This window comes from Pseudomonas sp. PD9R, assembly GCF_019200975.1.
In the GTDB taxonomy this organism is placed as follows: Bacteria; Pseudomonadota; Gammaproteobacteria; order Pseudomonadales; family Pseudomonadaceae; genus Aquipseudomonas.
Window position 1 is genome coordinate 118,615 of the sequence record NZ_JAHTMR010000012.1, and the last position, 14,807, is coordinate 133,421.

At 60.5% G+C, this 14,807-nt stretch carries 16 protein-coding genes; 7 read left to right on the plus strand and 9 right to left on the minus strand.

Annotated features, from left to right (window positions below; genetic code table 11):
• Window positions 1-83: 83 nt before the first annotated feature.
• Both KUF73_RS21910 and KUF73_RS21915 read right to left on the minus strand, forming a co-directional pair.
• Window positions 84-377: a hypothetical protein gene (locus KUF73_RS21910; RefSeq protein WP_003226812.1), complete on the minus strand. Its 294-nt coding sequence runs from the start codon at window positions 375-377 to the stop codon at window positions 84-86.
• Between the two features lie 56 nt (window positions 378-433).
• Window positions 434-1,039, minus strand: coding sequence for an arylesterase (locus KUF73_RS21915; RefSeq protein ID WP_218440109.1), 606 nt, complete (start codon window positions 1,037-1,039; stop codon window positions 434-436).
• 10 nt (window positions 1,040-1,049) lie between these two features.
• On the opposite strand from KUF73_RS21915, the gene KUF73_RS21920 reads away from it, so the two are divergent.
• From KUF73_RS21920 to greB, 3 genes are read left to right on the plus strand one after another with little or no spacing between them, the layout of a single operon-like run.
• Window positions 1,050-1,733 carry an ABC transporter ATP-binding protein gene (locus KUF73_RS21920; RefSeq protein ID WP_218440110.1) on the plus strand — a complete coding sequence of 228 codons (684 nt, stop codon included), beginning with the start codon at window positions 1,050-1,052 and terminating at the stop codon, window positions 1,731-1,733.
• Window positions 1,733-4,237, plus strand: a complete 2,505-nt coding sequence (locus KUF73_RS21925; protein WP_218440111.1) for an ABC transporter permease — start codon at window positions 1,733-1,735, stop codon at window positions 4,235-4,237. Before KUF73_RS21920 ends, KUF73_RS21925 begins: the two co-directional genes overlap by 1 nt.
• A 34-nt stretch (window positions 4,238-4,271) precedes the next feature.
• Window positions 4,272-4,769: a transcription elongation factor GreB gene (greB, locus tag KUF73_RS21930; protein ID WP_218440112.1), complete on the plus strand. Its 498-nt coding sequence runs from the start codon at window positions 4,272-4,274 to the stop codon at window positions 4,767-4,769.
• 18 nt (window positions 4,770-4,787) lie between these two features.
• On the opposite strand, the gene KUF73_RS21935 is transcribed toward greB, so the two are convergent.
• The 3 genes from KUF73_RS21935 to KUF73_RS21945 all read right to left on the minus strand — a co-directional run bounded on the left by KUF73_RS21935 (window position 4,788) and on the right by KUF73_RS21945 (window position 7,305).
• On the minus strand, window positions 4,788-5,096 hold the full coding sequence (locus tag KUF73_RS21935) for a class I SAM-dependent methyltransferase (RefSeq protein WP_218440113.1): 309 nt from the start codon (window positions 5,094-5,096) through the stop codon (window positions 4,788-4,790).
• Between the two features lie 248 nt (window positions 5,097-5,344).
• Window positions 5,345-5,779, minus strand: coding sequence for a DoxX family protein (locus KUF73_RS21940; protein WP_218440114.1), 435 nt, complete (start codon window positions 5,777-5,779; stop codon window positions 5,345-5,347).
• 104 nt (window positions 5,780-5,883) lie between these two features.
• On the minus strand, window positions 5,884-7,305 hold the full coding sequence (locus tag KUF73_RS21945; protein WP_218440115.1) for a transglycosylase SLT domain-containing protein: 1,422 nt from the start codon (window positions 7,303-7,305) through the stop codon (window positions 5,884-5,886).
• A gap of 236 nt (window positions 7,306-7,541) precedes the next feature.
• Between KUF73_RS21945 and KUF73_RS21950 the strand changes: the two genes are divergently transcribed.
• The 3 genes from KUF73_RS21950 (at window position 7,542) to KUF73_RS21960 (ending at window position 10,599) form a co-directional block, all read left to right on the plus strand.
• Window positions 7,542-8,348, plus strand: a complete 807-nt coding sequence (locus KUF73_RS21950; protein WP_218440116.1) for a TatD family hydrolase — start codon at window positions 7,542-7,544, stop codon at window positions 8,346-8,348.
• A 177-nt stretch (window positions 8,349-8,525) separates the two neighbouring features.
• On the plus strand, window positions 8,526-10,007 hold the full coding sequence (locus KUF73_RS21955) for a methyl-accepting chemotaxis protein (RefSeq protein ID WP_218440117.1): 1,482 nt from the start codon (window positions 8,526-8,528) through the stop codon (window positions 10,005-10,007).
• 226 nt (window positions 10,008-10,233) lie between these two features.
• Complete coding sequence (locus KUF73_RS21960; RefSeq protein WP_218440118.1) at window positions 10,234-10,599, plus strand: terminase; 366 nt, start codon at window positions 10,234-10,236, stop codon at window positions 10,597-10,599.
• On the opposite strand, the gene KUF73_RS21965 is transcribed toward KUF73_RS21960, so the two are convergent.
• From KUF73_RS21965 to KUF73_RS21975, 3 genes are all read right to left on the minus strand, one after another.
• On the minus strand, window positions 10,600-11,397 hold the full coding sequence (locus tag KUF73_RS21965; protein ID WP_218440119.1) for an acyl-CoA thioesterase II: 798 nt from the start codon (window positions 11,395-11,397) through the stop codon (window positions 10,600-10,602).
• A 199-nt stretch (window positions 11,398-11,596) separates the two neighbouring features.
• Window positions 11,597-12,364, minus strand: coding sequence for a CHAD domain-containing protein (locus KUF73_RS21970; RefSeq protein WP_218440120.1), 768 nt, complete (start codon window positions 12,362-12,364; stop codon window positions 11,597-11,599).
• Between the two features lie 46 nt (window positions 12,365-12,410).
• Window positions 12,411-12,689: a hypothetical protein gene (locus KUF73_RS21975; RefSeq protein ID WP_085724954.1), complete on the minus strand. Its 279-nt coding sequence runs from the start codon at window positions 12,687-12,689 to the stop codon at window positions 12,411-12,413.
• A gap of 220 nt (window positions 12,690-12,909) precedes the next feature.
• On the opposite strand from KUF73_RS21975, the gene KUF73_RS21980 reads away from it, so the two are divergent.
• Window positions 12,910-13,950, plus strand: coding sequence for a patatin-like phospholipase family protein (locus KUF73_RS21980; protein ID WP_218440121.1), 1,041 nt, complete (start codon window positions 12,910-12,912; stop codon window positions 13,948-13,950).
• Between the two features lie 127 nt (window positions 13,951-14,077).
• Here the strand turns inward: KUF73_RS21980 and KUF73_RS21985 are convergent, their stop codons facing one another.
• Window positions 14,078-14,776, minus strand: coding sequence for a response regulator (locus KUF73_RS21985; protein ID WP_218440122.1), 699 nt, complete (start codon window positions 14,774-14,776; stop codon window positions 14,078-14,080).
• Window positions 14,777-14,807 lie beyond the last annotated feature (31 nt).

Here is a 14,807-nt window from a genome sequence, read left to right on the forward strand (position 1 = left end):
GATCAACAGAGGGTATGGCGCGCGATTGTACACCGCCGCCCGTATTTTCGGGGAGTTGGCCGATAGCTTGCTACCTTTGATGCCTAGAGCTCGAAACGCAGTTCCGGCCAGATCGGCGAGGTGCCGCGCTTTTGCGACTCGAGAATGGCCCGGCACAACGAGCACAGACGCTGATCCTGGAACACCCGGCGATCGACACTCGACCAGCGTGGTTGCGCCGGCAACAGGCTGCCGCACAGGGTCCGGTCTGCCGAACCGCCCAACTCCAACTGACGGGTCACCAGATGCACCCGCACTTCCTGGCAGGCGAACAGGTCCAGCTGTTCGTCAGGCTCGATCAGTTGGTAGGCAAATAGTGACCAGGCGGGACGCGGCATCGGGGGCTCCAAATCGGGGGCGCCACCTTAGCCGAAAGCCCGCGGCTAGAAAAGTGTCATAACAGCGGTTTTAGCGTAGGCCAGACATTTTCCAGCAACTTGTCCTGAGCCCCGGCTGCCGGGTGTATGCCATCAGCCTGCATCAGGTCAGGATGGCCACCCACGCCGTCGAGAAAAAACGGCACCCAGGGGATTTTCTTGTCGCTGGCAAGATTGCTGTAAACATCAGCAAAGGCCTTGGTGTAGCGCACACCATAGTTGGGGGGCAATTGCATGCCGAGCAACAGCACTTTGGCACCGCTAGCGCGGGAGCTGTCGATCATCGAAGCAAGATTTTGTTGCAATTGAGTTGGCAGCAATCCGCGCAGGCCGTCGTTGCCCCCCAATTCGAGTACAACCAGTTCCGGCTTATGCTCTGCAAGCAGCGCCGGCAGCCGCGCCTGGCCTCCGGCACTGGTGTCGCCGCTGATGGACGCATTGATCACCTTATCGTCGAAACCTTCGCGCTTGAGCCGTTGTTCGAGCAACGACACCCACCCCAGCCGGGTATCCAGGCCGAAACCGGCGCTGATACTATCGCCAACGATCAGGACTGTACCCGCCGCTGCGTTCTGGGCCATGCATATCAAGGCCAGGCCAGCACTCAAAAACCACACACGCATCGGATTCTCCATGGGCGCAAGCATTCTCACCGCGAAGAACCTCAGCAAAGTGGTCCCCAGCGCGGAAGGTGAACTGACTATCCTGCACGAACTCAGCCTGGAACTGAACAAAGGCGACAGCCTCGCCATCGTCGGCGCTTCCGGTTCCGGCAAATCCACCCTCCTCGGCTTGCTCGCCGGCCTCGACCTGCCGAGCAGCGGCGAAGTCACCCTTGCGGGGCAAAGCCTGAGCAATCTCGATGAAGACCAGCGCGCACGCATTCGCGCCGAGCATGTGGGTTTTGTCTTCCAGTCATTCCAGTTGCTCGACAGTCTCAACGCCCTGGAAAACGTCATGCTGCCGCTGGAGCTCGATGGCCGCAAAGATGCCCGTGATCGCGCTACCGAGCTGCTGCAACGGGTTGGCCTGGGCCAGCGCCTGACCCACTCGCCGCGCCAGCTCTCCGGCGGCGAACAGCAGCGCGTAGCGATTGCCCGGGCGTTTGCCGCCGAGCCCGATGTGCTGTTCGCCGACGAGCCCACCGGCAATCTCGACAGCCACACCGGCGAGCGTATCAGCGATCTTCTGTTCGAACTCAACAAGGAGCGCGGCACGACCCTGGTGCTGGTGACTCACGACGAACGCCTGGCACATCGCTGCCGGCGCCTGATCCGCCTTGAAGCCGGCCTGTTGGTCGCCCCTCTGGAGCCTTGATGGCACGTCTGCCGCTATTGCGCCTGTTCAGTCTTGCCATCCGCCAACTGCTGCGCGACGCCCGCGCCGGTGAGTTACGTGTGTTGTTTTTCGCCCTGCTGGTGGCCGTGGCGGCCAGCACTGCGATCGGTTACTTCGGCGCGCGTCTGAACGGCGCCATGATGCTGCGTGCCACCGAGTTTCTCGGCGCCGACCTGCTGCTCGAAGGCAGTTCTCCGGCACGACCCGAACAGATCAAAAGCGGCACCGAGCTAGGCCTGCAACACGCGCAAGTGGTGGAGTTCTCCAGCGTCATCGCCACAGACAATGGCATCCAGCTGTCCAGTATCAAGGCTGCCGACAGTGTCTACCCGCTGCGCGGTGAGCTGAAAAGCGCCGCAGCTCCTTTTGCCCAGGAAGCGTCCGGTGGCGGACCGAAACCCGGTGAGGCCTGGGTCGAAGCACGACTGCTGACGGCACTGGACTTGAAGATCGGCGACAGCATTGATGTCGGCATGAAAACCCTGACTCTGGCGCGGGTACTGACCTACGAGCCCGACCGCGCCGGCAATTTCTACAGCCTGACGCCGCGGGTGCTGATCAACCTCGACGACCTCGCAGCGACCGGCGTGGTGCAACCCGGCAGCCGGGTCAGTTACCGCGAGCTGTGGCGCGGCAATGCCCCGGCGCTGGAAACCTATCGCCAACTGATCAAACCCGGCCTGGCCGCCAACCAGCGCATCCAGGATGCCCGGGATGGCAATCGGCAGATCGGCGGTGCCTTGGGCAAGGCTGAGCGTTATTTGAACATGGCCAGCCTCGTGGCGGTGTTGCTGGCCGGTGTGGCGGTGGCGTTGTCAGCAACGCGCTTCGCCACTCGCCGCTTCGATGCCAGCGCATTGTTGCGATGCCTCGGATTGTCCCGTCAGGAAACCCTGGTGCTGTTCAGTTTGCAGCTGACCGTGCTTGGCCTGCTCGCCAGCATCAGCGGTGCGGTCATTGGCTGGCTGGCGCAGTTGGGGCTGTTTGCCTTGCTGCATGATTTGTTGCCGACTGATGTGCCACCGGGCGGACTGTTTCCGGCCATCGCCGGGATCGGCACCGGGCTGGTGGCGTTGGCCGGGTTCGCCTTGCCACCCTTGGCGGCGCTGGGCCGGGTTCCCCCCTTGCGGGTGTTGCGTCGCGACATGCTGCCAATTCCGACCAGCACCTGGATGGTCTACGGCGCGGCATTGGGCGCTCTCGGCCTGATCATGTGGCGCTTGAGCCTGGACCTGGTGCTGACCTTCGCCCTGCTGGGCGGCGGCGTCATTGCGGCGCTGGTGCTGGGTGGCTTGCTGTTGCTTCTTCTGCAAAGCCTGCGACGTATGCTCGCCCGTGCTTCTTTGCCATGGCGTCTCGGCTTGGGTCAATTGCTGCGGCATCCGCTGGCCGCCGCCGGGCAATCACTGGCATTCGGCCTGATCCTGCTGTCGATGGCATTGATCGCCTTGCTGCGCGGCGAGTTACTGGACACCTGGCAAAACCAGCTGCCAAAAAACGCGCCGAACTATTTCGCGTTGAACATCCTGCCAGCGGACAAACAGGCATTCACTGATCGCCTGGTCGCATTATCGGCACAAGCGGCGCCGCTGTACCCGGTGGTGCCGGGGCGACTGATCAGCATCAACGGCGAACCGGTGCAGCAAATCGTCAGCAAGGATTCAGCCGGTGACCGTGCGATTCAGCGGGACCTGAGCCTGACGTGGGCGGCAGACCTGCCGGCAGGCAACAAGCTCACCGCTGGCAACTGGTGGAATGAACCATCCCCGGACGAAGTCCCCGGCGTATCGGTGGAAGGCAAGGTCGCCGAAAGCCTGAAACTAAAACTTGGCGACCACATGGTATTTACCGTCGGCGGGGTCAATCGTGAAGCTAAAGTCACCAGCCTGCGGGAGATCAATTGGGACAACTTCCAACCGAACTTCTTCATGATCTTCCAGCCCGGCACCCTGAAGGATTTGCCGGCAACTTACCTCACCAGCTTCTATCTCGCGCCAGGCCATGATCAGCAAATTGTCGATCTGTCCCGCAGTTTTCCGGCGGTGACGATCCTGCAAGTCGAAGCCTTGCTGGAGCAACTGCGCAGCATCCTCGCCCAGGTCACCCTGGCGGTGGAGTACGTGTTGTTGTTCGTGCTGGCGGCGGGAATGGCGGTGTTGTTCTCGGGCCTGCAAGCGACACTGGATGAACGCATCCGTCAGGGTGCATTGCTGCGTGCGCTGGGCGCGGAACGCCAGTTGCTGGTCAAGGCGCGGCGGATCGAGTTTGGTTTGCTCGGCGCGGTCAGTGGCTTGTTGGCAGCGCTGGGCTCGGAAGTCGTGAGCCTGGTGCTTTATCGATATGCATTTGACCTGCCTTGGCATCCGCATCCGTGGCTGTTGCTGCTGCCACTGATCGGTGCGGCGCTGATCGGCGGTGCCGGTGTGTTCGGCACCCGTCGCGCCTTGAATGCCAGCCCCCTGACAGTCCTGCGCGAGGGTTGATAGACTCAGCCCTTGTCCATTCAAAGAAGTCGCCATGAGCCGTTATCGCCCTCCCCGCACCGCCGGTACCGCGCTGATCACCCCCGAAGGTGAAGCGCGGATGCGTGCCGAGTTCCATGAGCTTTGGCATGTGCGCCGCCCGCAGGTGACGCAGTCGGTCAGCGAGGCCGCGGCACAAGGCGATCGCTCGGAAAATGCCGAATACACCTATGGCAAAAAAATGCTGCGCGAGATCGACAGTCGCGTGCGTTTTCTCACCAAGCGCCTGGAAGCACTCAAGGTCGTCAGCGAGAAGCCCAGCGATCCGAACAAGGTCTACTTCGGCGCCTGGGTCACCGTCGAAAATGAAGACGGTAAAGAATCACGCTATCGCATCGTCGGGCCGGATGAGCTGGATTTGAAACTGGGCCTGATCAGCATCGACTCGCCGCTGGCCCGCGCCCTGATCGGCAAGGCACTGGACGCTGAAGTACGGGTCCAGACGCCTACCGGTGAGCAGTGCGTGTACATCGTGGCGATCGAATATTTGTGAGCCGCAGCGCTCTGAGACTCAGCGACGGGTAATCAACCCTTGCCGGGCTACACGAGTCAGTTGATTGATCACTTCGAAGGCTTCTTCGGCGCTGGGTGATTGAATCACCGCCAGATCGAAACTGTCGCTGGCAAACCGCGCGAGGGATTCACCGTCTTCGACGAACTGGATCAGGAACGCTGCCGGCCCACCGGTACGACGTGGCCAGCCGTCGAGATAACGCAAGAGCGTCGGCTGATGTTTACCGCCAAGCAGGATTTTTGGATTGCGCTGGGTGAGATGTGCCGTGATCGGCGCGGGACGTACAACAGGGCTTAGTGCATTCATCGAGTCGTGTCTCTGCCTCAAAAGTCTGCATGGCAGGTGAGAGGCAACACCGAACCAGCGCTTTAGCGGTATTTCGAAGCCTGTTTCAGGCTTCTATCGGCAACTGGATGAGTCACCTGGCGCCCCGCAAGTAGCTGTTTAAATCGGCGCATGAGCAGCATCCTAGAGAAGCTGACCGGACAGTGTCAAGAATGACGCGCAACAAAAAAGGCCTGCGCAATGCAGGCCTTTTCGTTGAGCCAGAGCTGTCAGCCAGCGATGGCGCGGTCGGCCGACAACTTGCCGGCGCCTTCGATCAACACCGCGATGCTGCCACCCAGCAGCGCCAGGGCAAACTCATAACCGTTGTTGGCCATGAACAAACCGTTGTGAATGTGCACCGAGAAGATCGCCACCAGCGACAGGAAAATCAGGCCCAGTGCCGCCGGGCGAACCAGCAAGCCAACGATCAATGCCAGGCCGGCGAAGAACTCGGTGCCGCCCGCCAACGTCGCCATCAGGTAGCCCGGCGCCAGGCCGAGGCTTTCCATGTACTGCGCGGTACCTGCCAGGCCATAGCCACCGAACGCCCCGAACAGTTTCTGCGAGCCATGGGCGGCGAAGATGATGCCGACGAAAATTCGCAGAACGGTCAGGCCGTAGCCAGCGCGGGTATACAGAACCTTGTTGATCAGTGTGCTCATGCTGTGTCATCCCTTGTGAGTTATATGTTGGTTGGCCGCTATATTAATCAGTAAATTTCATGTTAAAAGCGCAAATACTCCGCCATAACAATCAGTTTATTCGATCACTTCCGTAGGGCAACTTTCTGCCCCTGGGGCTCCAACGACTCCCGCTCCCGATCGAACGCCAGGTAATACTTGTTCACGCTATTAACATAGCTGACAGGTCCCATTCCCACCTGCTCCATGGCGATGCGCTCGACCTGAAAGAACCACTGATTCGGATTCAACCCACGCCGCCGCGCCTCGGCGCGCATCCCCTGAACCCGTTCCGGCCCGATGTTGTAAGCCGCCAGCACAAACGCCATGCGCTCGCGCTCGTTGAGCTTGGGGCTGGCGAAGAACTTGCGGCGAATCATCGACAGGTACTTGGCCCCGGCCTGAACGTTAGAGTCGAGGTCTTGAACATTGTTGACGCCCACCCGTTGAGCCGCCGACGGGGTGATCTGCATCAGGCCGGTCGGGCCGCCACCGCCGCGAGCCGAGGGTTGCAGTGCAGACTCTTTGAACGCCAGCGCCGCCAGGTTCAGCCAGTCCATGCCTTGGGCGTCGGCGTGCTTTTGCAGCACCGGCCGGAGTTTTTCCAGACGTTGTCGATCAGCCTTGGCCAACGGATAGTGCACTTGATACAGCCGCCTATAGATCCGCAGAAAAGCAGCATCCTGATCCGACGGTTTCTTGTAGGTGGTCAGGAAGCGGTCGATGCTGGCCCGAAGCATCGACGCATCGCGGCGCACGAACCAGAACTCCTCGCCCGGGTCGCTGATCAGCACTTGCCGGTCGATACGCAACTTGGGCAGGATCTTGCCCCAACGCTCGGCAATCGGTTGTTCGACGATGGTCAGGTGAAAGATTCCGCCCTGGACCATTTCCAGCACATCCTCAACCGCCAGCGTCGGATCGACCCATTCGATCTTGACCGGCGGCAATTTGTGCAGGGCGAGCTTCTGGTTGATCTGGCTGATGGCATCACCGGCGGCGCTGCCGGTGGGCAGTGCCAGGGTTTTACCCGACAGTTGTTCGAGTCGGGTGTAGCGGCGCTCGCCTTTGATGCCGACCAATACCAGCGGGATGTTGCTGGCAATCGGTTCACTGGTGCTGACGGCATAGCCCGCTTGCAGATCGAGCAGTTCCCCCGGAGCCACCAGGTCGCCCTCCCCGCGCTGCAATGCGCCGAGCAGTTGATCCTTGGCTTTGGGGATGATCTTGAGGGTAATTTCCTGACCGTCACGGGCGTGACCGTTGAGGTATTGTTCGAAGGCGCGCAGGCGATGGTATTCGACACCGATGGCCTGGCCCTGGACTTCGCCCGAGCTGTTGCGACTTTGATTGACCAGTACGCGCAACACACGACTGCCGCGGATTTCTTCCAGGTCACGTACCTTGGTCGCCGGTACGGCTTGCAGCGGCCCGGGCAGACGCGCGACCGCCGAAACCGGCAGCAGCAGCGAACAACACAGCAGTAGCAAAACCGAGGGACGAATCATCCACTCTCCGGAAAGAATTCAGGTTGATCACATGAGTGTTTTCATGAAATCAAACGACAGAAACAGAGCGCCTGGAGCGCTGGCAAGGTGCGAAAGACTGGCACAGTGATGGCACATTAACCACCCCAACCGGGCTCGCGGCATCAAGAGACAGCTTTAACTCGTTGTAGTTCTTGGCTTTTCTGATAAATCGAGCGCTCTGATATGCTTTCCGGCCTTTGGTCCGAGGTAGCACCATGCAACTCATCGATATCGGCGTCAACCTGACCAACCCCAGTTTTGCCGACAAACACCAGGCTGTACTGGACCGCGCCTATGCGGCCGGGGTCTGCCAATTGGTGCTCACCGGCACCAGCGTCGAGGGCAGCGAACAGGCGCTGGAGTTGTGCCAGCAGTTGGACGAAAGTGCGCAACGGCTGTTCGCCACAGCCGGTATTCACCCGCATTGCGCCAGCGACTGGAACGCTGACAGCGCCAAACGTCTGCGCAGTTTGCTCAAGGAGCCGAACGTGGTGGCCGTGGGAGAATGCGGGCTGGATTTCAATCGCGATTTCTCGCCGCGCCCGCAACAGGAGAAAGTCCTCGAAGAGCACTTGGCACTGGCGGTCGAGCTGCAAATGCCAGTGTTCCTGCATGAGCGCGATGCCAGTCAACGTGTGCTGGAAATCCTGCGCGACTACCGTGATCAACTGCCGGCGGCGGTGGTGCACTGCTTCACCGGCGAACAGAAAGCGTTGTTCAGCTACCTCGATCTGGACTTGCACATCGGCATCACCGGCTGGATCTGCGACGAGCGTCGGGGCACCCATCTGCACCCGCTGGTGAAAGAGATCAAACGCGGTCGCCTGATGCTGGAAAGCGATGCACCGTACCTGCTGCCGCGCAGCCTGCGACCCAAGCCGAAGAATGGTCGCAACGAACCGGCGTACCTGACCGAAGTGTTGCGTGAAGTGGCGTTGCATCGGGGCGAAAGCGAGGAAGATCTCGCGGCTCATACGACCGCGTGTGCGCGAGCGTTTTACAGGCTGCCTGAGTTGGAATGACAAAAATCAAAAGATCGCAGCAGCCTTCGGCAGCTCCTACATGACCGCACTCCGTGAAGGAGCTGTCGAGTGAAACGAGGCTGCGATCTTTTGATCTGAATCAACGCCATACTTCCTGCATAGCGGCACAATAATGGCACCTTGCCAAAACTGTTTCCGCTATCAGAGAAGACCTCCATGGGTGCCTGGCTTAGCAATATCTCGCTGAAATACAAATTCTGGGCGGTGAATGCCGTCGCCTTCGTCACCACCCTGTTGCTGGTGCTCTACAGCGTGCACCTCGAACAACAGGCTCGCAGCCATGCCGCCCAGGAATCCGCGCAAGCCCAGGCGCGATTGCTCAGCGCCTGGCCCGCCGGACAACCGCTACCCAACGCCGAAAACCTGCTGACCTTCAACCGCGGGCATGCGCCGCGACTCAACGAACAACCGGTGCCGGAACTGGCCGATGCAAGCGGCTGGGTCGAGATTCATACAATGCCGCTGCTCGGTGACAACCTGCTGGTTGGCGCCGAAATTTTCTCCCGCGCTGATGGTCAGCAAGTCGCGGTGATTGCCCATGGCCCGAGTCTTGTCCAGGTGTTTGGCGAGCGTTTCGCCCATTACGCAGTGGCGGTGTTTATCCTGATGCTGGCGATGCTCGGTGCTTCGCAACTGTTGATCCGCTTCCTGCTCAGCCAGCTCAACACCTTGAAAGACGTGATGCTTCACGTCGAGAAAACCGGCGACCTCTCGGCCCGTGTCCCTCTCGCTTGCCGCGACGAAGTCGGGCAGATGGCCAACGCCTTCAACGCCATGCAGGCGGGTTATCAACGGGTGGTTAATACGGTCGCCAGCACCGCCCGGCAATTGGATGACGGTGCCGTACGACTGGCGTCGAGCATGAACGAAGTGCGCCACGGGATGCTCAGTCAGCAAACCGAGACCGATCAGGCCGCTACCGCGATCAATGAAATGACCGCCACCGTCTACCACATCGCCCAACACGCCGGCGCCACTCGTGACCTCTCGAAATCCGCCGACACCCTGGCCGGCAGCGGACAGGAAGTGGTCATGCGAGTACAAAAATCGATTGCCGGCTTATCCACCGGAGTGCAGCAGACCGCCGAGATGATTCAGCGTCTGGCCGCAGACAGCCAGAAAATTAACGGTGTGGTCAGCGTGATCCACAGCATTGCCGAGCAGACCAACCTGTTGGCGCTTAACGCCGCGATTGAAGCAGCCCGGGCCGGTGAAATGGGTCGCGGGTTTGCGGTGGTTGCCGATGAAGTGCGCAACCTGGCCAAGCGTGTGCAGACCTCCACCGACGAGATCACCGTGATGGTTTCCGCGCTGCAGGCCGGAACTCGCGATGCCGTGGACTTCATGCAGGAGAGTTCAATCAAGGCCGACGATTGTGTGCAACAGGCGCAAGAGGCTGGCGCTGCGCTGGCAGAGATCACCGGGGCGGTGGCGCAGATGCGCGAAAGCAATACGCAGATCGCGGTGGCGGCCGAGCAGCAGAGTCAGGTGGCGGAAGAGATGAACCGGTCGGTGGTGAGCATCCGCGATGTGACCGAGAACACTGTGCGGCAGACGGTGAGTTCGGCGACTACCAGTGATGAATTGGCGGTGTTGGCCGGGGCGTTGAGCAAGGCCATAGGGCAGCTCAAGCTCTGAGGGCCCCATCGCGGGCAAGCCTTGCTCCTACAGGGTTTGGGGGTTCGCAAATTATGTGAACGACATCGATCCGTAGGAGCAAGGCTTGCCCGCGATGGCGTCAGTTCAATCAACATCAATTCAAAACATGGCGCCTATCACTTCGATAGCCAACCTCGATTCGCCGCCCGCACGGGCCGCGCCTATTCTTCAATCATGTGTTCAACATGGATCGAGGATTAGCATCATGGGTAAACGTCACCCCAACCTTCCCGCCTGGCAATGGCGTGCCTACCCGAACAATCACCAGCACCCGACCAATCTGGTGTTGCACCTGATCGCCGTGCCGCTGTTCATCCTGGGATTTCTGTTGATTGTTTCCGGGGTATTCGGCCTGAGCTTCGTCAACATTGCGATCGGTGTGATCGGCCTGTTGGCCGCGCTGGCCCTGCAACGTCACGGTCACAGCCTGGAGGAGCAAGCCGCCGAGCCGTTCAGTGATCGCAAAGACGCCATTTCGCGTCTGCTGGTCGAACAGTTCCTGACCTTCCCACGGTTTTTCCTGAGTGGTGGCTGGTGGCGCGCCTGGCGTGAGCGCCACCGCCGTCATTGATCAGGCGAACACCGTCACCGTCTGCCGGCTCATGGCAATCAACCGGCCTTGCGCGTCCCACAGTTTTGCCGCCGCATGGCCGTAGCCGTCGGCGGCGTGTTCGGTTTCGACGAGGTATTTGCACCAGTCCAGCGTGCTCAGTTCCAGCAACGGCTGGACGAATTCGATGGTCCAGGTCAACGTGCTACCCATCGCCGGTTTCTTCAGAAACGGCATCAGGGCCGGTGGCCACGCATCCACCAGTGCCAGGATGTGCGACTCGGTGACGGCCTCTTCCTTCACATCGCCGCGCAAGCGCACCCAGCCTCCCATCTGACGCGAAGTGTTGCCGGAAAACGGCAGGCCGCCAACGCTCCAGCGCATCGCCAGATGCCGCATGAATTCCGGGGTCACGTCCTTGATGTAAGGCAGTTCCTGACAGTCGTCCCAGTGCTTCATTTCCGGGGCCGGTTGTGCCTTCACCGCCACTTCCGAAGGCCGCGAGGCGCCGAAGCTGCCCTGGATCAACGTCACCACTTGCCCCTTCTGCATCGCCCGGCCCAGCACCTGACTGACGGCTTTGCCTTCGCGCAGTACATCGACTTCAAAACTGACCGGCACTTCGGGCTCGACCGGGCCAACGAAGGTGATCGCCAGCGAACGCACCAGCCGATCTGCCGGGACTTTTGCGCGCATGGCTTCGTACTGCAAGGCGGCCACCAGGCCACCGAAACTGGCGCGCCCCTGCGCCCATCCGGCCGGGATAGACAGCTCCAGTGGCTGGCGGCGGACGGCATCGAGCAGATCGGAAAAGCGCATGAAAACCTCAGGGACAGGAAATGGATGAAGGAATCTTAACCAGCCGGCGAGGTTGGCACAGTGATTATTCCGGCCAAATTGACTGACAGATAAGCCGTAAGTTTTGTGTAGGAGCTGCCGCAGGCTGCGATCTTTTGATCTTTAGAAGCAAAATCAAAAGATCGCAGCCTGCGGCAGCTCCGACAGGGGGCTAGGGTGTTCAGGGTTTGAAGCAGGCCTTGCTGAGTTTTTCGAGGACACGGTCGGCGCGCTGCTCAGCTTTGACCATGGTGATTTGCCACGTCGCGACACAGGGTTGCAAATCCGATTCTTGCTCAGCCTTCGCCAACCACTGCCAGCAATCGTGCCAATCGCCCAACGCACCTTGCGCGGATTTCAGCCGAGGCATTGCCGCGTCCGGCAAGCGGTCCAACTCAGGGTAGGCTTCGATGCCATAACGCACTCGCTTGATCAGCAGGCGCAAGCGATGGCGGTCATGGGCCGGGTCGTGCAGTGCCTCGTCGAGTTTCTTCCACTGTTTGCCCAGGCGCTTCTCGATGCGTTTGCGCAGGCCTTTGAGCAAGTCCTGACGTTGAGCGGCACGCAGAAAGCGCGGAAAAGCGTCGAGGATCATCAGCAACTGCGCAAGCTCCGGACCCGCCGCCACCGCTGGGTAGGCCTCGGCCATCTGCGCCATGCGCCGTTGTGCCGCTCCGGGTTGATCGTGCTCAAGCAAATAAGCCGCCAGCACTTCACGATCACGCAACGGCGTGGTCAGTTCGCCGACCCGGGACGCCGCGGCTTCCAGCGGTTCGACACCCGGCAAGCCGCGCAAGGGCCGCAACAGGCTGCGCAACCGGCGCACCGTAGTGCGCAAGTCGTGCAGGGCTTCCGGATCGGTGTGGGCAGTCAAGCGCGCCTGACAGGCCAGAAGACGAACTTCCAGGCCGAGAACATGGGCCACCAACCGATTGACCAACGCTGACATTGCATGCTCCTTGACGTGAATTCCCCCTGTTGCCTTACATCATGCCTCAACGCCCCGCGCGTGACTCACGAATATAGAACCGCGCCTTCTCTGCCTTGCTCGTGCACCCCTCGAACCCTTCGAATTGCTGCTGGGTCTTGGCCGCCGTCAACAGCGACAGCGCCTTGGAGTAGCTGACGGTGCCGGCAAAACCCTCGGCCTTGGCCAGGTCCAGCTCATGCCACGCCGCATCCAGGTTGCTCCCGCAGCTGTCACGATAAGCGGTTTTACCAGCGCAACCGGCAAGTGCCAGGGCAATCAATGGCACACAGATCCAGGCTTTCATCAGTCACACCTCAAAGTTAGTAAACAGTCATGCAGGTAGGACGGTCTGGCGAGTGAAAAGTGCCGTCCATCGCCAGCGCAAACTATAGCGCTGCCGAGAATAACCATCTGCCGCCATGGAGTATCGAAAAAACGACGCACTCGCCCCATCGAGCGACCTTACCGATTGAAGCGCGCCCCTTGATGGGTGCATTGTTGAACCATTCAAACGAGGGCGATTCATGAAAAAGCGTGTCGCACTGGTGCTGGGCTCGGGTGGAGCCCGAGGCTACGCCCATATCGGTGTCATTGAAGAGATCGAGCGGCGTGGCTACGACATCGCCTGCATCGCCGGTTGTTCCATGGGCGCGGTGGTCGGCGGCATCTACGCTGCCGGCAAACTCAACGAATATCGCGACTGGATCGAGAGCCTGGATTACCTCGACGTATTGCGGTTGGTGGACGTCAGTTTCCGTTTGGGGGCAATTCGTGGGGAGAAGGTTTTCGGGCAGATCCGCAAGATTGTCGGCGAAATCAATATCGAAGACCTGCGCATCCCCTACACGGCCGTGGCCACTGACCTGACCAACCAGCAGGAAATCTGGTTCCAGGAAGGTTGCCTGCACCAAGCCATGCGCGCCTCGGCGGCGATTCCCAGCCTGTTCACGCCGGTGATGCAGGGCAATCGCATGCTGGTGGACGGCGGCATTCTTAACCCGCTGCCGATCGTCCCGGTGGTGTCGAGCCACTGCGACTTGATCATCGCGGTCAATCTCAACTCCACCAACCAGCGGCACTACCAACTGCCGGTAATCCAGCGCCCGGCGGCGTTCAAGAGCCGGTTCAACAGCCTGCTCAATTCTCTCGGCTCGAAAATGCCGTTCCGACGCAAACAGGCCGAACAATTGCTGCTGCTGGAAAAGGAAGCGTTGATGGCAGAAGCGGCCGAGATCAACCCGTGGATCGAATCCGCCGAACCCGAAGCCCAACAACCGGCCGCCGCGCCGGAACGCGACGGTGCGCCGAAGTCTGCCACCGGTTCGTTCATCATCGATAACGTGGGACCGGCGTCGTTGCTGGACCTGATCAACCAGAGTTTCGAGGTGATGCAGACCTCGCTGGCGCAGTACAAGATTGCCGGGTATCCGCCTGATATTTTGATCAACGTGCCGAAACGGGTGTGCCGGTTTTTCGAGTTTTACAAGGCGCCGGAATTGATCGCGCTGGGACGGGAGATTGCGCGGGACACCTTGGATAGGTACGAGAATGAGCGGGATTCTTGAGGTGAATCCGAGGGCGTCTTCGCGGGCAAGCCTCGCTCCTACAGGGATTACGTTGCCCGCAAAGACAACACATAACCGGTAGGAGCGAGGCTTGCCTGCGAAGGCGTCGCCCGGGCAACACAAAAAACTAAAGACTGCCCTCACTCAACAACCGATACCCCACCCCCGCTTCGGTCACGATGAACCGTGGCTGGGTCGGGTCGTCCGCCAGCTTCTGCCGCAAGTGTCCCACCACAATCCGCAGGTAATGGCTGTCTTCGGTATGGGTCGGGCCCCAAATGTCCTTGAGCAGTTGCTGCTGGGTGATGACCCGTCCCGGATGCCGTGCCAGCTGCGCCAGCACCGCGTATTCCTTACGGGTCAACGCGACTTCGCTGCCGTCGAGCAAGACTCGGCGATAAGCCAGGTCCACCGTCAGCGGACCGAAAGTCAACGCCGCTTGCTGAGCCTCACCCACCGGTGCCTGACGCAACAGCGCGCGAATCCGCGCGAGAAACTCCTGAATGCCGAACGGTTTGGTCACGTAGTCGTTGGCACCGCCGTCCAGGGCTTCGACTTTCTGCCCTTCGCCAGCGCGCACCGAAAGCACCAGCACCGGCACCGTCGACCACTCGCGAAACTCGCGCAGCACTTGTTGGCCATCCATGTCCGGCAAGCCGAGGTCGAGCACCAGCAGGTCCGGTTTGTTCAACGCAGCCTGGGCCAGCCCTTCGGTGCCGGTGCCAGCCTCCAGCACTTTGTAGCCCTGGGAGACCAGGCTGATGCGCAGGAACTTGCGGATCTGCGGTTCGTCGTCGATGACCAAAATGGTCGCGGTCTGGCTCATGAATTCACATCAACATTGAGAGGTCGCAAAA